The 21,473-nt window shown below is 65.2% G+C and carries 16 protein-coding genes and 2 pseudogenes; 4 read left to right on the top strand and 14 right to left on the bottom strand.

Annotated features, from left to right (window positions below; all coding sequences use genetic code 11):
• From AC1DES_RS17625 to AC1DES_RS17595, 7 genes and pseudogenes are all read right to left on the bottom strand, one after another.
• Nucleotides 1–421 (bottom strand): annotated as a pseudogene (locus AC1DES_RS17625) (cupin domain-containing protein); the annotation flags it as partial.
• 362 nt (nt 422–783) lie between these two features.
• Nucleotides 784–2,643: a glycoside hydrolase family 3 protein gene (locus AC1DES_RS17620; RefSeq protein WP_476896999.1), complete on the bottom strand. Its 1,860-nt coding sequence runs from the start codon at nt 2,641–2,643 to the stop codon at nt 784–786.
• Nucleotides 2,644–2,980: 337 nt separating this feature from the next.
• Nucleotides 2,981–3,847 carry an ATP-binding cassette domain-containing protein gene (locus AC1DES_RS17615; RefSeq protein ID WP_476896998.1) on the bottom strand — a complete coding sequence of 289 codons (867 nt, stop codon included), beginning with the start codon at nt 3,845–3,847 and terminating at the stop codon, nt 2,981–2,983.
• Nucleotides 3,840–5,624: an ATP-binding cassette domain-containing protein gene (locus tag AC1DES_RS17610; protein ID WP_476896997.1), complete on the bottom strand. Its 1,785-nt coding sequence runs from the start codon at nt 5,622–5,624 to the stop codon at nt 3,840–3,842. Before AC1DES_RS17610 ends, AC1DES_RS17615 begins: the two co-directional genes overlap by 8 nt.
• Nucleotides 5,621–6,541 (bottom strand): ABC transporter permease, encoded by a 921-nt coding sequence (locus AC1DES_RS17605; protein ID WP_476896996.1) that lies wholly within the window; start codon nt 6,539–6,541, stop codon nt 5,621–5,623. Before AC1DES_RS17605 ends, AC1DES_RS17610 begins: the two co-directional genes overlap by 4 nt.
• A gap of 11 nt (nt 6,542–6,552) precedes the next feature.
• Nucleotides 6,553–8,115, bottom strand: a complete 1,563-nt coding sequence (locus AC1DES_RS17600) for an ABC transporter substrate-binding protein (protein WP_476896995.1) — start codon at nt 8,113–8,115, stop codon at nt 6,553–6,555.
• Nucleotides 8,116–8,192: 77 nt separating this feature from the next.
• Nucleotides 8,193–9,326, bottom strand: a complete 1,134-nt coding sequence (locus tag AC1DES_RS17595) for a serine hydrolase domain-containing protein (protein WP_476896994.1) — start codon at nt 9,324–9,326, stop codon at nt 8,193–8,195.
• Nucleotides 9,327–9,526: 200 nt separating this feature from the next.
• Between AC1DES_RS17595 and AC1DES_RS17590 the strand changes: the two genes are divergently transcribed.
• Nucleotides 9,527–10,168 (top strand): TetR/AcrR family transcriptional regulator, encoded by a 642-nt coding sequence (locus tag AC1DES_RS17590; RefSeq protein WP_476896993.1) that lies wholly within the window; start codon nt 9,527–9,529, stop codon nt 10,166–10,168.
• 16 nt (nt 10,169–10,184) lie between these two features.
• Nucleotides 10,185–10,319, top strand: a pseudogene (locus AC1DES_RS17585) (SUMF1/EgtB/PvdO family nonheme iron enzyme); the annotation flags it as partial.
• On the opposite strand, the gene AC1DES_RS17580 reads toward AC1DES_RS17585, so the two are convergent.
• The 7 genes from AC1DES_RS17580 to AC1DES_RS17550 all read right to left on the bottom strand — a co-directional run bounded on the left by AC1DES_RS17580 (nt 10,272) and on the right by AC1DES_RS17550 (nt 18,379).
• Nucleotides 10,272–12,083, bottom strand: a complete 1,812-nt coding sequence (locus tag AC1DES_RS17580) for a DUF5605 domain-containing protein (protein WP_476896992.1) — start codon at nt 12,081–12,083, stop codon at nt 10,272–10,274. The pseudogene AC1DES_RS17585 and the gene AC1DES_RS17580 overlap by 48 nt on opposite strands.
• Before the next feature lie 96 nt (nt 12,084–12,179).
• Nucleotides 12,180–13,040: a phosphogluconate dehydrogenase C-terminal domain-containing protein gene (locus tag AC1DES_RS17575; RefSeq protein ID WP_476896991.1), complete on the bottom strand. Its 861-nt coding sequence runs from the start codon at nt 13,038–13,040 to the stop codon at nt 12,180–12,182.
• Nucleotide 13,041: 1 nt separating this feature from the next.
• Nucleotides 13,042–13,842: a sugar phosphate isomerase/epimerase family protein gene (locus AC1DES_RS17570; protein ID WP_476896990.1), complete on the bottom strand. Its 801-nt coding sequence runs from the start codon at nt 13,840–13,842 to the stop codon at nt 13,042–13,044.
• Nucleotides 13,839–14,681 (bottom strand): triose-phosphate isomerase family protein, encoded by an 843-nt coding sequence (locus AC1DES_RS17565; protein WP_476896989.1) that lies wholly within the window; start codon nt 14,679–14,681, stop codon nt 13,839–13,841. Before AC1DES_RS17565 ends, AC1DES_RS17570 begins: the two co-directional genes overlap by 4 nt.
• Nucleotides 14,665–15,135 carry a ribose-5-phosphate isomerase gene (locus AC1DES_RS17560; protein ID WP_476896988.1) on the bottom strand — a complete coding sequence of 157 codons (471 nt, stop codon included), beginning with the start codon at nt 15,133–15,135 and terminating at the stop codon, nt 14,665–14,667. Before AC1DES_RS17560 ends, AC1DES_RS17565 begins: the two co-directional genes overlap by 17 nt.
• Nucleotides 15,132–16,913, bottom strand: a complete 1,782-nt coding sequence (locus AC1DES_RS17555; protein ID WP_476896987.1) for a dihydroxyacetone kinase family protein — start codon at nt 16,911–16,913, stop codon at nt 15,132–15,134. The genes AC1DES_RS17560 and AC1DES_RS17555 overlap by 4 nt, the downstream gene beginning before the upstream one ends.
• A gap of 101 nt (nt 16,914–17,014) precedes the next feature.
• Complete coding sequence (locus tag AC1DES_RS17550) at nt 17,015–18,379, bottom strand: MFS transporter (RefSeq protein ID WP_476896986.1); 1,365 nt, start codon at nt 18,377–18,379, stop codon at nt 17,015–17,017.
• A gap of 215 nt (nt 18,380–18,594) precedes the next feature.
• Between AC1DES_RS17550 and AC1DES_RS17545 the strand changes: the two genes are divergently transcribed.
• Together AC1DES_RS17545 and AC1DES_RS17540 are read left to right on the top strand one after the other, a co-directional pair.
• A complete protein-coding gene (locus AC1DES_RS17545; protein WP_476896985.1) occupies nt 18,595–19,338 on the top strand; it encodes a FadR/GntR family transcriptional regulator in 744 nt (247 codons plus the stop codon).
• A 155-nt stretch (nt 19,339–19,493) separates the two neighbouring features.
• On the top strand, nt 19,494–21,422 hold the full coding sequence (locus AC1DES_RS17540; RefSeq protein ID WP_476896984.1) for a D-apionate lactonase family protein: 1,929 nt from the start codon (nt 19,494–19,496) through the stop codon (nt 21,420–21,422).
• The last annotated feature ends 51 nt before the right edge of the window (nt 21,423–21,473 follow it).

Raw genomic sequence — 21,473 nt, 5'->3', positions numbered from 1 at the left:
TCCAGACCCCTTCGCCCTCGACGACGAAGCGGAACGCGTTCTGGGAGTGCCGGTGTTCCGGGGCGGTTTCCCGGGCACCAAGGTACTGGATGGCCGCCCACAGCGTCGGGGTGGCGTACGGCGTCCCGGCCAGGCCCGGGTTCGCCAGGTCAATGGCACGGCGTTCCCCGCCGCGGCCCACAGGAACCAGATCCCCGGCCCGGGCCGCCAGCGGATACAAATCGCTCCACCGCCAGACATGCGGCACTGCCCTGGGCGTCGGGACCATCGGCATCAGGTCCGCGATCTCGGTCCAGAGCGGGATCAGGTTCTCCCGGTCAAAATCGCGGTACAGCTCCTTGAGCTGGGCAGCCTCCTTCGGAGTCGGTTCCGGTTGAGCATGGCCGGCAGCTACTGACTCATGGGTTGGGTTATCAAGCATTGTTTTCCTTCCGTCTATTAAGACCCAGGGCCCGCGGTACTGCGCTGGCCCTTGTCTTGTTGAGGTGCTGACGAGGACCGCCATCTCCGCACTGGGCTCGAACTTGAGCCTGAACGCACCGATCCACACACTTCTGGGCCGGAAGGAACGGGCACTGGCCTGAGTGCAGATGCCACTGGCGCCGATCGAGGCGCGGATCATCAACGACCTCATCCAAGTGGGCCGCCGGCATCACATCAGGTTGATGTCGTGCAGCGACGTCCCGGCGATGGTCGGCGGATTGGCGGTGCATCCCTGCCTCCCCTGATGTCTGTCCGGCCTGCTCATGCTTCCGTCAGGCGCCTCAGTACTCGCGGGAGCATTTACAGCCCCAATCCGTACCCGCATTCGTAAAGCGCACTTTCTGTATCGCCGGGCACATCCGGCCGCGACGCAACCACGGCGGCTTCCGAACGGGGGAGTTGGAACGGCAGGCGGCCCTCGGGATTGACTGACCCGGTAAGGGCCTGGAGGACTGCCGTATCCGAAGCCCCGTACACAGCGGCGATGGCAGCACAATGCGGTTCCAACGGCGTCAGCACTGCGGGGCGGTCCAGGTGCGGCACCAGGATCACGGGAACTGCGGCTGCCAGCCGCTGAACCCGGTCGATTGTTTCGTGGTCGAATTCCAGGCTTCCGGCGTGGAAGCTGGACTCCAGCATGTAGTGGTCGCGAAACTCGAAGGGCGCTGCTACCCGGACGATTGCCACGTCTGCCATGGCGGGGTCACCGGCCACGGTGAAGCCGGCTTCCGCGAGCGACTCATGAGTCATTTCGTCGGAATAGACGCGGAGGCCAGACTTCAGGGGCAGGACGGGTGCCCCGTTGCGGGCGGCGTTTTTCAACACGGTCACGGACCGGGCCTGGGCCCGCTGGCCGGCTTCCACGTACTCGGCAAGCCCTGTACGTTCTTCGGCCTGGGCCTCGTCGACGTAGGGGTCGTCGAAAAGTCCCAGTTCAAACTTGACCTTCAGCAGCCTGCGGACCGACGCGTCGATGCGCTCTTCGGTGATCCGTCCGGACCGGACCAGGTCCACCACGATCTCGGGACATTCCTCACCGCCGAACTGGTCGCAGCCCGCTTCGATGACCTTGAGCACCCGCTCCTCCTCGGAGAGGTGCTCGACACCCCAGGCCCGGGGAGGCAGCTGCTTACCATGCAGGCGGGATTCAGTGACGAGGCTCCAGTCGGTGCACACGACGCCGTCGAACCCCAGTTTTTCGCGCAGGAGTCCGGTGATGATCTGGCGGTTGAAGCCGAAGCCCACCTCTTCGACCGGCTCCCCGTCCAACTCCAGGCCAACGGGCATGCCGTAGTACGGCATGATGGCCGTCACGCCGTTGGCGATGACGCGCCTGAATGGCTCAAGGTGGTGCTCGAACATGCCGCCGGGATATACCTGCTCGCGTCCGTAGGGGAAGTGCGGGTCTTCGCCGTCGCGCTGGGGCCCTCCGCCGGGGAAGTGCTTGGCCATGCAGGCAACGCTGCGGTCGCTGAGTTGTTGGTCTTCGAAACCTTCCAGGTAGGCCAGGGCCAGGCGGGCCACCAGGTCAGCGTCCTGGCCGAACGTGCTGTATTGGCGTGCCCAGCGGGGTTCAGTGGCAAGGTCGATGGTGGGGTGGAGGGCGGCGCGGATGCCGATGGCGGTGTATTCAGCCCGGGCGATGGCTGCGAACTCGCGGACCAGTTGCTCGTCCCGGACGGCAGCGAGGCCGAGCGGCTCTGGCCACGCCGAGAAGTATTCGGCGGTGAAGGAAGCCCCCCAGTTCTCGATGAAGGAGTGCCGTGGGTCGGTTGAGAGTGTCACGGGGATACCGTGCGGGCTTGAGTTCATCGCCAGCCGCTGCAATTCGTTCACCCACCGGGCCGCGAGCCGTGGTTCGGGCACGAAGTGGAAGTTGAGGTGGTTGACGAGTTTGTCGGCGACAACTTCCTGAAGTCCCGCACGGCCGGCGCGCGGGCTCTCATCCCCGAGTTTTCCGCTTTCGGCGGCGCTGACCATGGTCTGGAACATCAGGCCGGCCTTCTCCTCGAGGGAGAGGCGGCCGAGGAGGTCTTCGACCCTTTCGGTTGCGGGCAGTGTGGGGTTCTCATACGGGTCCATGATGCCGTTGCCGTTGAGGTCCCTGAAGACCGTTCCGTCCGGCGCGCGCAGGAATTCTGGCGCAAGGTCCACGCTCATGCTGCCTGCTCCGAGCTTGTGGCGATGAGTTGGCGACGGGCTTCGCGCCGCTGGGCGGGGTTGGGTACGGGGGCAGACATGAAGAACCTTTGCGTGTAGGGGTGGATTGGTTGGGACGTCACTGGGCCAGTCCCGTCATCTTTGCCTCGGTGCGTTCCGGTCGGAGCCCTTGGGTGCTTTACAGCGTGGTCGGGATCAGCGAGGTCAGCTGGGCGACCTTTCCTAGAGGGCCATGTGTGACAGGGATCTGCTGCACGGTGTTCGGGGCTCATCATTTCGGCTCTTTCTGGCAGTCATACGCCGAGACAGTCGTGTCCCCGGAGGGGCGGGCGTGCTGCTAGCCGGCGAGGGCCCCGGCCTGTATCTGCTGCTCGGCCTGTTCTGCGAGTAGTCGCTGCCGGTTCGCGCGGTTCTGCGCCTGGCGACGAGGGTCGGGGATCGGAGACGCTAAGAGTAGTCGCTGGGTGTACGGGTGCTCGGGATGGCTCGTCACCGCCTCGCCGTCTCCGGTCTCCACGATCTCGCCGCGGTGCATGACCGCGACCCGGTGGCTGATGTAACGCACAACGCCCAGATCGTGCGACACGAAAAGGTACGCAACACCTAGCGACTCCTGCAACTCGATGAGCAGGTCAAGTACCGTCGACTGGGTCGAGAGGTCGAGCGCCGAGACCGGTTCATCGCAGACTACCAGCTTGGGTTTAAGTGCGAGGGCTCTCGCTATCGCCACCCGTTGGCGCTGCCCGCCGCTGAACTCGCGAGCAAACCGGGCGGATGCGTCCTGGGGCAGGCGGACACGATCCAGGAGCTCATGCACCCGCCGCTCGGCCGAGCTTCGATCAACGCCGGCCGCTCGTAATGGCTCGGTCAGGATGTCACCGACCGACATGCTCGGGTTGAGAGATGTATATGGGTCCTGAAACACCACCTGAAGGTGCCGGGCGATGTCGCGGCGCTCCGTCCGGGAAGCGTGTCCGATCTCCTGCCCCTCAAAGCGGACCGAGCCACGGCTGACGGGTGCGAGGCCGAGGATGGCGCGACCCAGAGTAGTCTTCCCGGAACCGGATTCTCCCACCAGCCCAACCGTTTCGCCCTCCTTCACGTCGATGGACACGCTGTGCAGAGCGCGGAACGGCTTCGCCCGGAATCCCTTTGCGGGGTATTCGACGATCAGATCGCGGACGGCGAGAAGTGGCTCAGGCATTGGTTTCCTCCAGATTTGCGGTGGTACGGGCCGCCCGTGACGGTCGGCCATCAAGCATCGAGCCGAGCAGGGTCTTGGTGTAGTTGTGCTTCGGAGCCTCGAAGATCGTTGTGGCATCCCCGGCTTCAACAATTTCGCCCTGAGACATCACGAGTACCCGATCACAGATGTCGGCGACGACGCCAAAGTTGTGGGTCACCAGAAGCACGCCAAGGTCCTTCTCCTGCTGGAGCCCACGCAGCAGGTCAAGGATGTCGGCCTGAACAGTGACGTCAAGCGCTGTGGTGGGCTCATCGGCGATGAGCAGCTCCGGATCGCAGGAGACGGCGCCGGCGATGAGCACGCGCTGGGCCATGCCGCCGGATATCTCGTGCGGGTAGGAGTTGTAGGTCCTGACGGGATCGGGGATCCCCACGTGAGCCAGCAGGTCGAGTACGCGCTGTCGGGCCTCACGGCGGCTCATGCCGAGGTGGACGCGGACTACTTCGCTCAGCTGGAAACCGACCTTGAACGAGGGATCCAGGTTACTCATCGGTTCCTGCGGAATGTACCCGATCCGCTTGCCGCGCACGGTGCGGAGGAAGGACAACGGACGGCCGACGAGAGGTTCGCCGTCGAGCAGTATGGTGCCCGAGGAGATCTCTCCGCCTTGCGGAAGCAGTCCGAGGATGGACAGGGCGACCTGCGTCTTGCCCGATCCTGATTCGCCCACGAGGCCCAGCACCTCGCCGCGGGCGATCTCGATGGATACGCCGTGAACAACCTCGGTGGCACCGCCGCCGTACGCCACCCGGAGGTCACGGACAGTGAGCAGGTCGTACGCAGAGGTGGCATCCTCGGCTGAACCAGGGCGCGCCGGTGGGATTGGATGCGCTCTGCGCGCCCGGCGCTTGTGCGCCGGTTTGGGAGCTCCCGGCTGGAGAGCGTCCCGGAGGCTGCCTGCGAAGAGCGCGAGCGATCCGGAGGTGAGGGCAAGGGCCAGACCGGGCCAGAAAAGCATCTGAGGTGCCTGGAAAATGTTGAGGAAGCCCTCGTTCAGCATCGAACCCCAACTGGCGGTGGCGGTGTCGCCGAATCCCAGGAACTCCAGACCGGCTTGGATGTCGATGGAGATGGCGAGGACGATAGCGCTGTGCAGGATCAAAGGTCCCTTGACCACCGGGAGTACGTGACGCGTGATGATTGTAATGTCGCTGAGGCCAGAGACCCGGGCGGCATCTACGTAGAGTTCGTTGCGTACGCCGCTCACCGTGGCGCGGACCAGCCTGTATGCGCCCGGCGAAAGCATCACTCCGAACACGATCATTGACACCCAGATCGAAGGACCGACCACGGTCCGCAATGCGAGCAGCACAACGATCGCGGGTAGCGCCTGGATGAGGTTCGACGCCCACGAGGCGGCTGAGTCGAAGGCGCGCCCGTAGTAGCCGGCGATCAATCCGGTGGGCAGTCCGATGACGAGCGAGGTGACGAGGGCTATCGTGGCACCGAGGAGGCTCACTTGGGCGCCGTATAGCAGTCGGGACAGCAGGTCCCGCCCCGCGCTGTCGCCACCCAGCGGGTGACCCACGGAGGCCGGCGCGAAGATGTCCGAGAGCGAGGACCGGGTCGGGTCCTGCGGTGCGAGGAGGGGGGCGAACGCGGTGATCAGCAGGATGAGCAGCAGCGTGGCAAGCGAAATGATGCCGACAGGACTGCTGAGTACTTTGCGCACGACTCCGCGACGAGGGGCCATTTTAACAACGGCAACTGGCGGAGTGGGAATGATTTGGCTCACGCGAGACGCACCTTCGGGTTGAGCAGACCGATCGCTAGGTCGATCAAAAGGTTCACAAGGACGACGATGACCGTCATGACGATAACCACGCCCATGATCACCGGCACGTCTCCGTTCACCGTCGCCTGGGTCGCCGCCAGGCCAAGTCCGGGCAGTGCGAAGATGCGCTCGATGAACACCGCGCCGCTCAACGTTCCAATGAAGGTCAGCGCAACAACGGTGAGTGCGGGAGCGCTGGCATTGCGCAAGACGTGGCCGAGCAGTCGGCGGAGCGGCAGGCCCCGGGCGTTCAGGGTGCGCACGTAATCCTGCTCGAGCACGTCGATAACCGCACCGCGTACCTGCTGCGCAACTCCGGCCACTGCCCCGACCGTCAGCGCCGCGATGGGGAGTGTGATCGACGTCGCCCACCCGCCCGGGGAGGTGGCGAATGGGACGAAGCCGGTCGCCGGGAAGAGCCGGAGGTTCAGGGCGAAAGTGGAGACGAGCAGAAGCGCGAGCCAGAACCCGGGCACGGCGAAGCCGACGATGGCTAGAACCTGCAAGGCGTTGTCCAGGATGCCGCGGCGCATCGCCGCCGTGACGCCGAGGGCGAAGGCGAGGGTCGCCGAGATGATGATCGCGCCAATAACCACGGTCAGCGTGATAGTTAAGCGGCTGGTCAGCAGGGAACCGACAGGCTCGGCCGTGAACCACGAGCGACCAAGGTTACCGGTGACCAGGCGGCCGACGTAGTCGAAGAACTGGTTGAGGAGCGGGCGGTCAACGCCGAGCTCGGCGGCTTTCGCGGCAATTTGTTCCGCGGTCGCGTTCTCGCCGAGGATCTGCCGTGCAGCGTTACCGGCGTTCCCGTACATGAGAAAGAATGTGAGGGAGGGGATCAGGGTTGGTGGGGGGGGCCGGCCGGCCCGCCCCACGACGAATGGTTCTACGAGCCCGCGGGCGCGTAGTTGTAGATCGCAGGAACGTTGAGTCCGGTTTGCAGTGTCACGTTGACGTCGGTGGCGACGAAGTACTGCTCCTCGACCCACAGCCACGGGTCGAACCAGGCGTTGTCAACGAGGAACTTGTTCATTTGCCGGACGAGCTCGCCGCGCTTGTCTTCCGGCGTGGACGGGTACTGCTCGATCAGGGCGGTGAGTTTAGGGTCGCTGGTGTGCAGCGGGTTCCAGACCGCGCCCTTGACGAGGTAGTTGTTCATCACGACCCAGTCAGTGGGGGTAGAACCGAGGACAGCGGGCGAAACCGCATACTTGCCGCTCTGGACGCCGGCGAAATACTGCGGGATTGTCCCGAGGTTATCGAAAGTCACGCGGATGTTGAGCTGGCCGAGGCTGTTTTTGATGTTTTCCTGAGCAGCCGGGGTTGTGTTGGCGTTAATCGGGATCGTCAAGGCGAAGCCGTCCGCGTACCCGGCATCCTTCATCAGCTTCTTGGCCTTGTCAACGTCGTAGGAGGAGGCCTGATTAAGGGATTTATCGTAGCCGGGCGAGGCCTGGTTGAAGACTTGGGTGTTCTGCACTCCTGTGCCGTTGAAGAGCGCCTTCTGAATCGCGTTCACGTCGAAGGACATCGCCATGGCCTGCCGGACCCGCACGTCGCCGAGCGCGGGGATGATCGAGCCAGTGCGGTCGTAGAAGATCATGCCGCTCCAGGCCAGGTTGGCATCCGGAGTCAAATGCTTAATTCCGGCCGCGTCGGCTGCCTTGCGGTTGTTGGTGGCGGTGAGGTTGGCTGCGTCGACCTGCTTGCTCTGCAGGGCGTTCAGGAGCGAGACTTCGTCCGGGAAGATTTTGAAGACAACCTTGGCGAACTTCTGCAGCTCAGGTTTCCAATAGTCCTTGCGTGCGGTGAAGGTGTAAGTGGAGCCCTGAACGGTGGCGGCGGGGTCCATCACGTACGGGCCTGACCCGACGGGCGTCGTCGCGAGGCCCTTTGGGTCCCCCAGTGCGTTCGGGCTCGCCATGCGTCCCGCCGCATCTGAGAGGCTGTAGATGATGTCGGGGTCCGGTGCCGAGTACTTCAGCGTGATGGTGTCCTTGTCGACCGCCTCCACAGAGTCGAGGCGGGCCAATTCGCGTGCGAGGGGGCCGGTGCCCGCCTTGAAGCGCTCGAGGTTCGCCTTGGCCGCCTCGGCGTCGAACGCTTTGCCGTCGCTGAACGTCACGTCTGTCCGTAGGTTCAGCGTGATCGAGGTATTGTCAGCAGCCAGTTTCCAATCGGTTGCGAGCATCGGAGAGTAGCTGCCGTCGGGCTGGCGCAGAATGAGCGAGTCATAGGGTGCCTGCGCGTAGGGCACGAAGTTGCTTTCGCCGACACCTGCCGGATCGAAGGTCTGCGGACCCACGATGCTGCCGAGAGTCAGGGTCTTGGTAGGGGCGCCTGCGGCACCGCCATTGCCGGCAGGTGCCGATTCTCCACCGCTGCAGGCGGTGGCGCCTACTGCTAGGCCGACGGCAAGTGCCGCGGACGTAAGGATGCGACTGCGCATCGAGTACTCCTTCGTATTCCAGTTCAAGTGCGGTACGTTGGCGACGGCGTCGCCGGACCCCTGAGGACCTGTGTGAGTCAGGCCTTGAGGACGATTGAGCGCATCGCCTGGGCGATGCGGAGGGCGCGTGCGTCGGCGCCGCCGGGCGGCGGCGTGCGGCGCACGGTGTAGCCGAAGCTGATCTGCGTTTCCGGGTCGTGGTAGCCGAGGGCTCCCCCTGCCCCGTCGTGACCGAACGCACGGAACCCGCCAAAGACGAGGTTCGGGGCCGGCTTTTGAAAGACGATCCCGTACCGCCGCTGGATGCCGATGACCTCATCGGTACCCACTACCTGGGTCTGGGCCATCTGCTCCACCGTGTCGGACGATAGCAGCGGTGTTTTGGAGATTCCGACGACCGCCTCTGCGAACAGCCCCGCTATTCCGCGCGCGCTTACGCTCGCGCCGATTGCTGGTTGCCCCACCGAGCGGTCCCTGCGCTGCAATTCCCGGCGCTGATCCTCCGTCTTCGGTGCGGCGATAGAGCCGAAAGTGTACCGGCCGAGTTGGCCGTCGAGCCGAGGGAACGGAACCTCTGCCATTGCGGCGATGGGTGCTGAGGGAAGGAGGTCGACGGCGCGAGGCTCGAGGGCCTTTGGCAAGCCGAGAAAGAAGTCGATGCCGCGGGGCGCCCGGATCTCGCGCTCGAAGAACTCAGCCAGCGTTAGCCCAGTGATCCGGCGGACCAGTTCGGATGCCAGGACCCCGATGGACACGCCGTGGTAGCCGAACGCCGCGCCGGGGCGCCAGAGCGGGCGCTGTTCAGCGAGGACAGCCGCGGCGCGGATGGTGTCGCCCATTTCGTCGTGGCTTAGCAGCGGCACGGCCTGCGGGAGACCTGCCTGGTGAGAGAGGAGCTGTCGGACCGTAACCCTGTCCTTGTCGCCAGCTGCGAATTCGGGCCAGTACTGGGCAACAGCGGCGTCGAGGTTGATCTGCCGGCGCTCAAGCAGGAGAGCGATGCTCATAGCGATTGCGTTCTTGGAGACAGAGTAGGGAATCACGAGGCTGTCCCGCTCCACCTGGCCGACGGCGATGTCGACGACAAGCTGGCTGCCTACGTAGGCCGCGATTTGGACGTCGTCATCCTCGAACGCTCCTCCGTCGAGGAGTTCCTCCAGTAGGGGCGCGAACGCAGCGTCAATGTCGGACTGCACCACCGAATTCGTCATGGCATCTAACTCCTTTGTCTGCCGCCGCGATCTATACTGACCGCCGGTTAGGAACTATACTTACCGGTGGTTAGTATTCTGTCAAGGACGTCTTATATGTCGTCGCCACCTGTTCGACCGATGAAGTTGGAGCCTTCCATGACCCGCAACTGCTGTCCGAATCGCCGCGCCGGAAGGAGCTTGACGTGAAGGAGTCACCGATGCTGAATTCGAACCCGGAAGCACCACCACGTTCCGGTCCCTATCTGAAAGGGTTGGCCAAACGGCGCGAGATTCTCGAGATCGCGCTCGAGCTCATAGCGGAGAACGGCTACGCGAACATCAACCTGCAGCAGATTGCGGACACGGCGAAGATCACCAAGGCGGGGCTGCTTTATCACTTCGGCTCGAAGGAGAACCTCCTCACCGAGGTGCTGCGCCGACGGGATGAGCGGGACACGGCGACATTCGCAACCGCTGCGACGACGGAGCCGCGCATCACGAGGATAGTGCGGCATAACAGTGAAGTGCCCGGACTGGTCGAGTTGTACTCCGCGCTGCTGCAGGAGGGAATCGCCCCCGAACACCCGGCCCACGACTTCTTCATCCAGCGTTTTGGGCGCGTGATAGGCAATGTTGCAGAAGACGTACGGCGCGGTGTCGAGGCGGGAGTGTTGCGTCCTGGGCTCGAGCCGGCGCTACTTTCGCGGATCCTCATCGCGGTTTCCGATGGTCTCCAACAGCAGTGGCAGTACGACCGCTCGATCGACATAGCCCACCACCTCGACTACCTTTGGTGGCTGCTCGGTGCCGGCGGGAGCGCCGGGACCTCAAGCGTACAAGGTGAGGCAGGGGCGGAGTGAGCGGCGCGATGTCGGCGTGATGAGGGGCAGCTCGTACCTGTGCCACGACTCCTGTTGCAACAGGCACCGGTTGGCGGCCCGCACCTCCAACACGCCGGAATCGTCAAGCGGAAATTGCGGATTCCGTACCGTCGCCCTGGATCAGGGTTAGACGGACAGCCATGTACTGACGCGCCGGAAGATCGATACGGAAGATCCCGCTACGCTGCCCGTCAAGCGCCTCGACGGTCATGTTCCAAGTGTCGATAATGTCCACAGTGCATGCCGTGTCCGGCGGAAGCATGATGGTCCGGTAACTGGGGCGGTTGAAGCCAAAGTACAGGAGTTCCATGACTCCCGGCACTCCACCGCGGGGAGTGTCCCAGTCTCCTGGTAGCGGGTCCCACACGCCACCGGGGGTCTGGGACAGGAGATCGGCAAGAAACCGGATGCGTGGGGGACTGTCACCCACGAGTTGTCCGCCTTTAGACCACCACAGTTCCTCGGCGTCATTCAGGTACGTTTCGCCGTGCCCGACGTAGCCGCCGCGTACGGCACCTTCCCAGAAACGGCGCACCATTTCTTCGCCGGTGATGTTGCCCCAGCCCTGGTCGATGTCGCCCTCGTAGGCGCACTCATCGATGACGACCGGTTTGCCCCAGGCTTCCCGCCACTGGTCAGTGTTCTCGGCGGTGCGGTAGACGTCGATCCGCTGGGTGCTCGCGTGGGTTATCCAGGGCTTGGTGTAGTCGTAAAAGCCGAAGCAGTTATGGATGGACAGCAGGTGCGCCGACGGATCATTGGTGGTGATGACCTCGGCCATCCGCTCCCAATCGTCCGTGGTCTTGGTGCGGAGCAGGTCGTATTCATTGGCGAGGGACCACCACACGTTGCGGTGGGCGGCCAGCCGCCGCACGACGTACCGGACGAAGAGATCGTCGGCGTAGGGGCCCATGTCCGAGAAACCCCAGCGGTCATAAGCGTGGAACAGGATGAGGTCCGCTTCGATGCCCAGCCCCGCCAGCTCAAGGATCCGCCCTTCGAGGTGACGAAAGAATTCGGGGTTGAACCGGGTGAAGTCCCAGCCGTCGCCGGTGCGCTCGTAAGGAAACAGGTCCGGTTCATTGGTGTTGAACAGGTAGGACTTGGGGAACACGCACATTCTGAGTTTGTTGAAGGGCGACTGGGCCAACGTCTGGAGTGTGCGCTCCTGGACCTCGGCCGGCTGGTGCGTCCAGGCGTAGGCAGTGGTGCCGATCGGGCTGTAGCGACGGCCATCAGCGTGGGCGAAATGGAACTGGTCGGCCACCCCGACCGGACCGTGGTTTCCCGCCGCTGGAGCGGAACACCGGAAGCTGCCCCCAAGCCCGTCCATGGAACGGGCGTTCGAGATCGTCCGGAACGTCCAGGTTCCGGGCCTATCGGGCATGAACCGGACTTTGTAGACTCCCTCGCCGTCGTAAAACCCGCCAATGCGGCGTTCAGCGGACTCAGTTGAACCAGTGGTGCCGGCGGAGCCGTGCTGGACGAAGACCGCGCTGAGATCCACGTCAGTGAACGGGTTGCCGTGCGCAGGACCATCAATGACCACCTCGAACGCGTCCCAGCGGGCGGCCTCTGCCACATGACGGCAAGGAGCGGACCCGCGCGCCACGGACTCGGGTTCATAGTCATGCCGGGGCTGCGCTCGGGTGCTCGGCAACGGCTGCCCGCTATCTCGTTCCGGAACAGTAGCCATCCGCTGCCAGAGCTTCTCAAGCTCATCAGTCCTGCTGCTGAGTTCGGCGTTCATGCCGATGACCTGGCCCACCGGCAGTCCCCTGAGCTGATGCAGCATAGGGGAGTTGACGATGCCAGGCAGGTAGTTCTGGATCATTGCCCGCGCGGCCCGATTTGCGAGGACATCGCTGAGGGGACTCTCCGGAGTTAGCTTCATTGATGTTCCTTTAGCGGTCGTGCCGGGATGGAAACAGACTACAAGCACGGGTGGCCCGGTGGGCGGCATGCGCCGGCACCGGGCCACACCGAAGCGTTAGTGCTTGACGGCGTCCAGCTTGAGCATCTTGGCGATGACGCCGTCCAGCTCGGAGTCGTCGAAGATCTTCTTCCAGTCGTCCTTGATGATGGTGTCCTTGCCGTACTGGATGGCGATCTCGCACGCCTCGGAGAACGGGTTGGAACCGCGGAGGGCGTTGGTGAGGGCAATCTGTACGTGGCCGAACAGCATGGCCTTGGCGGCGTCCTCCGGGACGCCGGCGGTGTGGATGGTCTCGTGCAGCGCCTCGTTGAGCAGGGTGCCGATCATGCAGGCAACCGTTTCCACCAGGGTGGGCTCAAGGATGGCGAGCTGCTTCACGGTGACCCAGTGGACGTCGATGACGGGGGCGTAGATGGTCCGGATGACGGCCTCGGCCGAGTCGCGGGTCGCTGCCGGTGCGTCGTCGTCGATGGCGGCAACGACGTTCTGCGGGGCACCTTCGCCGCCGAAGGTGTCGGCCCATTCTTCCTTCGTGGTGCGCTCCAGGAACACGGAGGGGTGGCACGGGTGTGCAACGGCCTGGACGACGTCGTCGCGCTTGGCCAGCAGGCCGGCGTAGGCTGCGGCCGGGTCCAAAGTGAGCAGGATGGCGCCGGCCTTCATCTGGGGGACGACGCCTTCGGAGACAACACCCAGGACGGTGTCCGGGACGGCGAGGATGACCACGTCGGCGCCCTTGACGGCCTCTTCGGTGGACGTGATGTCGCGGCCCTCGGCCTGGATCCGTTCCTGGCCGGCGGGGGAGTTCTCACTGTAGAACACGGTGTGGACGCTCTTCTGGAGGTTCCGGGAAACGCGCATCCCCATCTTGCCACCGGCTCCGATAACGGCGACGGTCAATTTTTCTGCTGACATTTCACTTGCTCCTTAGGAATTCGATGCTGTGCTGGGTCCACTGGTTTTCGAGGCGTATCGTTTCCGCCTCGGAGTCCTGCCACGGCAGCCAGTGTTCGACGATCTGGTTGATGTTTCTTTGGTGGGGGCGGAATTTGCTGACCATGTAGTCGTAGTCGAGCAAGCCTTCGCCGAGCGGTGCGCCGGCATAGGTGAAGCCGACCCACCCGTCCTTGCGGCTGAAGGCGAAGTCCTTGAGGTGCATGTTCAGGACGTAAGGCGCGACGGCGTCGATCACCTCGCGGGGCATCTCCAGCGCCGCGACGGTGTTCGCCGGGTCGCTGCAGATGCCCAGATTTGGGCTGTCCACGCCGCGGATGACCTCAAGGATCCGGGAGGTGGGGACCTGTTCGTAGGTCTCCACCGCGATCTTGACCCCGGCGGCTTCGAAGTCAGGCAGTACGTCCTTGAAAATTGCCGCGGCTTCCTCCGCCGTCGGGGTGTGGCCCGGGACGTTGAACATGGTCCGCAGCAGGGGCGAGCCCAGGATCCCGGCGATGTGCAGGAACTTCCGCAGGTGCTCCGGGCGGATGCCCTTGGTGCCGAGCTCCAGGGAGATGCCCAACCGGTCAGCAGTGGCCCCGACGGCTTCCAGTTCGAGGTCGGTCATGGCTTCCAGCGGGGCGTAGTCGCAGACCTGGAACAGGTCCACGCCAAGGTCCGCGGTCCGCTCCAGCGCCTGGTGGATGCTGAGTGGCCCGCTGACTTTGTCGGAGAGCTGCCAGAAGAACGCGTAGCTGCTCAGGCCGATTTTTGAACTCATGCGCCCGCCGCCGTTTCAGCCAGCAGGCCAAGCCGTGCGGCGGTCTCGTCCAGGATGGTCTTCAGGGCCTTCGGGTCGTGGGCGAAGCGGCCCAGAAAGAGGCCGGCGACGGCGGAGTCCAGCCTGGTGATGAGGCCGGGGCCGGCGCTTCCGCCATAGATGACCCGGCTGTTCCCCTGCCCGGGGAGTGTGCGCAGGTGCGCGTCCAGTCCGGCGATGACGGCGCTGATGTACTCCGGCGTTGCAGGTTCCGGGGCGCCGATGGCCCACTGCGGCTCGTAGGCCACGATGGTGCGGCCGGCGGGTCCGAGCGACTGCGCGCGGGTGAGGGCGCCGTCAATCTCGGCAGAGCACCCGGCGATGGCTTCCTCGACGGATCCTTGCTGCAGCTCTCCGACGCACAGCACCGGGGTGAGTCCATTGCGGTAGGCGGCAGCGGTCTTCAGTCCGATGATCGTGTCGTCCTCGCCGAAGATCCGCCTGCGCTCGGCATGGCCCACTTCGGCGTAGCGTCCGCCGAGTTCCGCGACGGTCTTGCCGCCCACCTCACCCGTGAACGCGCCTTCGTCTTCCCAGAAGATGTCCTGGGCGCCGGCAGCGGCTCCGGCCGCACCCAGGATTCGTGTGGCCTCCGGCAGGACCGGCAGGCTGGGGAGCACGAACAGCTCAATGTCCCCGCTTTGGACGGCCGGGTGCGCACGCGCAATGGCAGCCACGTCGAGGCAATAGTCGACTGCGCGCTGGTATCCGAAGTACATCTTCAGGCTGACCCCGACGATGGCCTTGGGCCCGGTTGCGCCGACGGCGCCGCCCGAGCGGTTCTTAGCAGGAAGTGACACCTTCATAGTCCTTAATCAGGGAGACTTTTTCGGCCGATGCCGAGGTCTCGTCGAAGGTGTACGTGAGCCACTCGCGGGCGAGCCGGCGGGCGAGCTCAAGCCCCACCACCCGCTGACCGAAGGTGAGGACCTGGACGTTATTGCTCAGGATGGAGCGTTCGACGGAGTAACTGTCGTGGGCCGTGACGGCGCGGATTCCGGGGACCTTGTTCGCGGCGATGGCCACGCCCAGTCCGGTGCCGCAGACCAGCAGGGCCCGGTCGGCCTTGCCCGCGGCAATGAGTTCGGCGGCGGCAATGGCCACGGACGGGTACGGGGTGTGGCTGACGGCGTCGACCCCGACGTCGGTGACGGAACCGACCAGGTCGGAGGCCTCCAGATCTGCCTTCAGGGCTTCCTTGTACTCAAAACCGGCGTCGTCGCAACCGACGACCATGCGCAGTTTGGCGCTCATGCTTTCTCCTTAGGGGTTGTCCGCTCGATGAGCATGTTGTGGATGGCTCGGATGATCAGTGCCATGGAGACCGCGCCCGCGTCCGGGGTGCCAAGGCTCTTCTGGGCGTGGGGTCGGGCGCGGCCCATGAGGGGCAACAATTGGGCGGTGTCCTCGGCGGCCTGTTGGGCCGTGGCTGCAGCGGTGCCCCAGGCGTCCGTGAGGGACTTGCCCGCTTTCACTGCGGAGGCCAGGGCGTCGCGGAAGGGGACGAGGACATCCACCAGGGTCTTGTCGCCCGGCTTGGCTTTGCCAAAGTCCATGATCGCGGCCGCGGCGCCCGCCACTCCGGCGGCGACAGCGCCGGCGTCGGGCGCTTTGGTGTCTCCCATGGCGTCGCCGAGGGCCCGCAGGCCCATGCCCCAGAGGGCGCCGGACGTGCCGCCGCCCTTGTCCGCCCAGGCGTCCGCGGCGACATGCAGCGTGGTGGCGGCGCCGGCGCCGCGTACGACGGCGTCCGTTGCGGCGTCGACGGCGGCGCGGACGCCGCGTTCCATGCCGATGCCGTGGTCACCGTCCCCCGCGATCGCATCGATCCTGCCCAGCTCGTCGGCGTTGGCGTCCACGACGGCCTTCGCCGCGCCGAGGGCGGCGAGGACGCAGGCTGCGCCGGCACGGGATGCCGGGGTCGCTTCCGGGATGGACAGTTCGGCCTGGGCTCCCTGGCCGGGATAGGCAGCGTCGTCGCCGGCTTCAAGAGCTTCGGCAGTGACCGCACCGCGGCGGAAGGCCGGTGCGTCGGCGGGGGCGTTCCAGAGCGCCTCGAGTTCGTCGTCGAGCCAGAAGAGGGTGAGGGAGGTGCCGGCCATGTCGAAGCTGGTGACGAGTTCTCCAACCTGCGGGTCCACGGCCTCCAGGCCGGCCTCGGACAGGAGCTGGGCGACGCGGCGGTAGAGAACAAAGAGCTCTTCGTATTTGACGCTCCCGAGCCCGTTGAGGATGGGAACAACGCGGACGCGGGCTTCGGCGCCCTCTGAACTGTCTGCGACGCGGATGCCGTCGGGAATTTCGGTGAGGAGTTTGGCGACGAGCAGTTCGGCGAGGTCATCCGCCGTCGGGATGTCCGTCTCGTCGATACCGGGCTCGCCGTGGATGCCCATGCCCACCGCCATCCGGCCCTCCGGGACGGAGAACAGCGGGTGGTCCGCGCCCGGCAGGGTGCAGCCGGTGAAGGCGACGCCGAAGGAGCGCGTGCGGTCGTTGGCCCGCCCGGCGATTTCCGCCGTGGCGTCCATGGAGTAGCCGGCCTCCGCGGCGGCAGCGGCCACCTTGAACACGGTCAGGTCGCCTGCAATGCCGCGGCGTTTGGCGCGCTCGGCCAATGGGGCAGAGGAAACATCGTCCGTGACGGCAATGCTCCGGCAGTCGATGCCTTCCTTGCGGAGGCGGTCCTCGGCCTGGTTGAAATGCAGGACGTCCCCGGCGTAGTTGCCGTAGCCAAGGAGGACACCGGCGCCGTTGTTCGCTGCCTTGGCCACGTTGTAGACCTGCTGGGCGGAAGGGGACGCGAAGAGGTTGCCCATCGCCGCGCCGTGCGCCATGCCCTGTCCCACCAGGCCGGCGAAGGCCGGGTAGTGGCCCGAGCCGCCGCCGATGACCAGCGCCACGGTGTCCGGGGTGCTCCTGGTGTTGCGGACCACGCCGCCGGAGACACGCCGTACCCAGCGTCCGTGGGAGGCGACGAAGCCCTCGATCATTTCGTCAGCGAAGGCTGCGGGTTCGTTGAACAGGCGGGTCATGGGAAAGCTCCTGGGCCTAACGGGGAAAGTCTGACGGGGGTAGTGCAGGTTGGTGCGGAGGCGTCCGCGGGTAGGGCGGACGCCTCCGGGGACGGGGCCTGTTACGGCTCGGCGTGGAGTCCGGCGCCCTTGGGGTCCAGCGCTTCGGCGGGGACGCCGTCGCTGACCTTGCCGGCACGGCTGAGCGCCACCATAAGGATGCAGGAGAGGAGCATGAAGCCACCCACCACAAACATCGGAACGGTATAGCTTCCGGTCCAGTCCTTGAGCCAGCCGGTGATGTAACCGGCGCTGAAGCCTGCGAGGTTGCCCACCGTGTTGATCAGGGCGATTCCTGCGGCGGCGGCCGCGCCGGTCAGGAACTGCGTGGGCACGGTCCAGAAGTTGGGGAGCGCCGCGAAGATGGCCACGGCCGTAATCGTGATGACGGCGATGGTGGCTGCCGGCGAGCCGGCGAACAGTGCCAGCGGGATGCTGACGGCGCCGAGCAGGGCAGGGACCGCGATGTGCCAGGTCTTGACGCCGCGCCGGGAGGCATCCCTTGACCAGAAGTACAGGGCGAAGGCTGCCGGCAGGTAGGGGATCGCGGTGATCAGGCCCTTCTGTAAGACATCGAACTTGGTGCCGTAGAGGCCCTCGAAGCCGGAGATGATGGTGGGCAGGAAGAACCCGAGGGCGTAGAGGCCGTAGATGAAGCCGAAATAGATCGCGGAGAGCATCCACACTCGGCCGTTGCCGAACACTGTGCGGACGCTGACGTGCTTGTTGCTGGCCGCCGTGTCGTTCTTTTCCTTTTCCAGTGCGCCGGTCAGCCAGGTCTTCTCATCCTGCGTCAGCCACTTGGCTTTGGCCGGCGAATCGGCCAGGAAGAACCAGGAGATGACACCGATGAGGATGGCCGGGATGGCGACGCCCAAGAACATGACGCGCCAGCCTTCGAGTCCGAAGAGGCCGTGCTGCTGGATGAGGAGGCCTGCCAGCGGGGCGCCGATCACGGTGGTGAGCGGCTGGGCCAGGTAGAAGAGGGCGAGGATCTTGCTGCGGTGCCGGGCCGGTACCCAGAGGCTCAGGAAGAGGATGGCGCCCGGGAAGAAGCCGGCCTCGGCCACGCCCAGGATGAAGCGCAGGATATAGAGCTGGTCCACGTTGCCCACCCAGGTGAAAAGCAGGGACACGATGCCCCAGCTGACCATGATCCGGGCCAGCCAGCGGCGGGCGCCGAACTTGTGGAGGGCCAGGTTGCTGGGAACCTCCAGCAGGATGTAGCCGATGAAGAAGACGCCGGAGGCAAAGCCAAACTGAGCCGCGGACAGCGCCAGGTCTGAGTTCATGCCGTTCGGGCCGGCGAACGAGATGGCCGTGCGGTCCAGGTAGTTGATGAAGAACATCAGGGCGACGAACGGCACAAGCCGGATCGCTACTTTCCTGATGGCAGATTTTTCGACCACCGATTGTGTGGTGTCCACGTTGACTCCTAGCTGTATGTGTTCCCCTGCTGCGTCCTTCACTGGAGCTTGGGGGTCTGTCTCTACGCCGACGAAGGTCAGGGGGACCAGCCGGCTGCAAAAGCATGTGACTTCCACCATAAGAGCGATTCGTAAATTGGTCAACCGGTTGACGTGTTGTTTCTGGAAGAGGGCGCTTCGGCCGGAATCAGCGGCGCCGTTGCTACGCTTGGGCTGTGTCCATAAACTCCGCCGCGTCGACGGCCAAGATCAGCGCAGCACTCGGTTCCGTGGGCCAGGGTTCGGTTGTCTCCGAAGTTGCCGAACGTCTGCTTGCCTATTTCACCAGCGGTGAAATTGCCGTTGGCACAAGGCTTCCGGCGGAGCGCCAGCTGGCGGCCTCCCTCGGCGTGGGCAGGTCCGCAGTGCGCGAGGCGTTGGCCGCACTGGAAATCCTGGGCATTGTCATCGTCCGTCCCGGGTCCGGCACCTATCTTCGCGATGGCATCTCCGAACTCCTTCCCCGCACGCTCAGCTGGGGCATGATGCTGGGGGCTCCGCGGACGCGTGAGCTGGTGGAACTTAGAAGCGGTCTGGAAGTGCAGGCCGCCCAGCTCGCCGCGGAACGAATCACGGATGAAGCTCTCGAGCGCATGCGCGGGAACCTGGAGACCATGGCCCATACCCTGGCTGACCTCGCTGCCTTCGTGGAGGCGGACGCCGCTTTCCACCGTGAGGTTGCCGCGAGCTCCGGCAACCAGGTGCTGGAGGAGCTGCTGCAGAGTATCCGCTCGCTGCTGAGGATATGGGTGGACCGGGCGCTGAATGATGAGGGGCACGCGGCGGCGGCCCTCGCGGAGCACCAGGAAATTTTTACCGCCCTTGAGGCGCGGGACCCCGAGGCAGTCACCAGGACAATGCGGTCGCACATGCAGACCGCCTCCCGGCGGCTGCTGGCCGGCTTTGACGCCTCGCAGTAGCCTTCCTCTCTCGTGATGAGCCGGTTGTCCAGATATTGGTCAACCGGTTGACTGATCACCCCGATGTGCCGATAATCGGGTAGGGCCTGCCTCACGGGCCCTCCACGAATTTGCACCAGCAAACGCCGGGCACCCGGGCCGCAGCAGCCCCGGGCATGGCAGAGAGCAGCGACGTGTCCTTCCAGCCCCTGACCGATCCGCCGGAACTATCTCCCTCCCTCCAAGCCCGCCTTTCACCCCCGCTCCGGCTTCTGTCCGCGGGTCCGTGGTCCGCCCAGCTGGTCGGTGACGAGCTGGCGCACCTCAGCTATGGAGGCCTCCCGGTCCTGCGCGCCATCAAGGCAGTGGTGCGCGATCAGGACTGGCAGACCCCGCAGCCCTCCCTCTGTGATGTTGAGATCAGTCAAGAGGACACGGGTCTCCACGCGCGTTGGACCGTCACGTATGCCGGGCACGGGGTGGAATACAACGGACTGCTGACGGCAGATTTCACTCCGGCCTCGGTGGAGGTAACGTTCGAAGGAGCTGCGGTCCAGGCGTTCCGAAGCAACAGGATTGGGCTGGTGGTCCTGCACCCGCCTGCTGATGCAGGACGCCACATCACCGTGGAACACCCCGGAGGGAGCACCACGGCCGCACACTTCCCATCTGACATCAGTCCGCACCAACCGTTCATGGACATCGCTGCCCTGGAATGGGCCGACGCCAACACCGCTTTCCGGCTGTCATTCACCGGCGACGTCTTCGAGACCGAGGACCAGCGGAACTGGACGGATGCGTCGTTCAAGACCTACAGCACACCGCTTGCGCTGCCGTTTCCGGTCGACGTCGCGGCGGGGGACACCGTCCGGCAATCTGTCCGGCTTGAAGCCGCCACGTTCGCGCCCCAGGGAGCAGTGGAGGGGGCCGCGGCCAGCACTGCCGGGAGCGGTCCTGCCGCGTCCAAGCCCCTGCACGCCAGCGTGGGCGGAGCAACGGGTCGCGTTCCGGCCGTTGCCGTCGGCGCGGGCCCCCGTCCCGCCGTGCTGCCTCCTTTCCAGGGGCTGGACGCCATCCTGGTGGAACTTGTTGAACAGCCCGGGGCTGCAGCCCGGTCCGGCTGGCCTGCGCAGCTGAAGGAGGCGGCAGCAGCGGCGGCCATCCACTCTTCGGGCCTGGACATCCGGGCAGAGACCGTTGACCCCGTCGGCGCCGTTTCAGACCTCGCGCCGCACTTGCCGCGCGCCAAGCGGCTCGCTGTTTTCCACCCCGCGAGCCACCTCACCGAACCGGACACCTGGCAGGACCTTAAGGCGGCCGTACGCGCTGCCGGTTTCCGCGGGAGCCTCCTCGCCGGTGTCCGGTCCCATTTCACGGAACTGAACCGCAACAGCGACCGCACCCCGCTGGACTCAGACACCCTCACGTTCAGCATCACCCCGCAGATGCACACCAACGAAGCCGCACACATCGTCGACAATGTAGCCATGCACAAGGTCGTGGCGCAGAACGCGCTGCGGCTGGGCGGCGGAAGGACCGTCCATGTGGGTCCGGTGACACTCCTGCCCCGGTTCAATGCAGTGGCGACGTCGGGGAATGCCCCGGAGGGCGAAGCGGATGAACTCCAGGCCGAGCCGTTCGCGGCGGCCTGGCTGCTGGCGAGCATTGACGGGCTCACCGTGGACGGGGTAGCGTCCGTCAGCTACTTCGAGGCGTCAGGGCCGGGCGGTATCTCCGACCACACAGGCCGGCTTAATCCCGCCGGCGAACTCCTCAAGGAAGTCGCTGCTCTCCGGGGCAACGTTGTCTTGTCAGTGGAAGCGGATGCTGCCGTGCCCGGGATGAGCTCTCCGGTAACGCTGTACCCAGTGCAATCATCCGCTGGCCTCATGGTTTTCGCGGCCAACCTCTCCGGGTCGGCTGTCGATATCGAGCTGCAGCTTCCAGACGGCGTTGCCGCCACCGATGGCCGGTGCGCCGCCTTCGGGCATGAGCGCGGGTCTGTCATTGGCTTCCGTGCCCACGACGACGGCGGCCCCGCGCAAGCGTGGCTGGGCCTCGGACCCTGGGCTGCCGGCGTCGTACGCTTTTTGTCGCACGGCTGAGCCTCTCCCATATGTTGCTGCCGGCTTCCGACGGCGGTGTGCGACCACGTG

This window comes from Arthrobacter sp. 05T442 (assembly GCF_056395945.1).
This window is presented reverse-complemented; position numbering and strand designations above follow the sequence as displayed.

Coding starts and splice junctions, on each gene's coding strand:
- AC1DES_RS17560 (WP_476896988.1), bottom strand. CDS start 15,135: ATGAGCGCCAAACTGCGCATGGTCGTCGGTTGCGACGACGCCGGTTTT.
- AC1DES_RS17600 (WP_476896995.1), bottom strand. CDS start 8,115: ATGCGCAGTCGCATCCTTACGTCCGCGGCACTTGCCGTCGGCCTAGCA.
- AC1DES_RS17540 (WP_476896984.1), top strand. CDS start 19,494: ATGGCAGAGAGCAGCGACGTGTCCTTCCAGCCCCTGACCGATCCGCCG.
- AC1DES_RS17555 (WP_476896987.1), bottom strand. CDS start 16,913: ATGACCCGCCTGTTCAACGAACCCGCAGCCTTCGCTGACGAAATGATC.
- AC1DES_RS17575 (WP_476896991.1), bottom strand. CDS start 13,040: ATGTCAGCAGAAAAATTGACCGTCGCCGTTATCGGAGCCGGTGGCAAG.
- AC1DES_RS17615 (WP_476896998.1), bottom strand. CDS start 3,847: ATGCCTGAGCCACTTCTCGCCGTCCGCGATCTGATCGTCGAATACCCC.
- AC1DES_RS17590 (WP_476896993.1), top strand. CDS start 9,527: ATGCTGAATTCGAACCCGGAAGCACCACCACGTTCCGGTCCCTATCTG.
- AC1DES_RS17620 (WP_476896999.1), bottom strand. CDS start 2,643: ATGAGCGTGGACCTTGCGCCAGAATTCCTGCGCGCGCCGGACGGAACG.
- AC1DES_RS17580 (WP_476896992.1), bottom strand. CDS start 12,083: ATGAAGCTAACTCCGGAGAGTCCCCTCAGCGATGTCCTCGCAAATCGG.
- AC1DES_RS17595 (WP_476896994.1), bottom strand. CDS start 9,326: ATGACGAATTCGGTGGTGCAGTCCGACATTGACGCTGCGTTCGCGCCC.
- AC1DES_RS17570 (WP_476896990.1), bottom strand. CDS start 13,842: ATGAGTTCAAAAATCGGCCTGAGCAGCTACGCGTTCTTCTGGCAGCTC.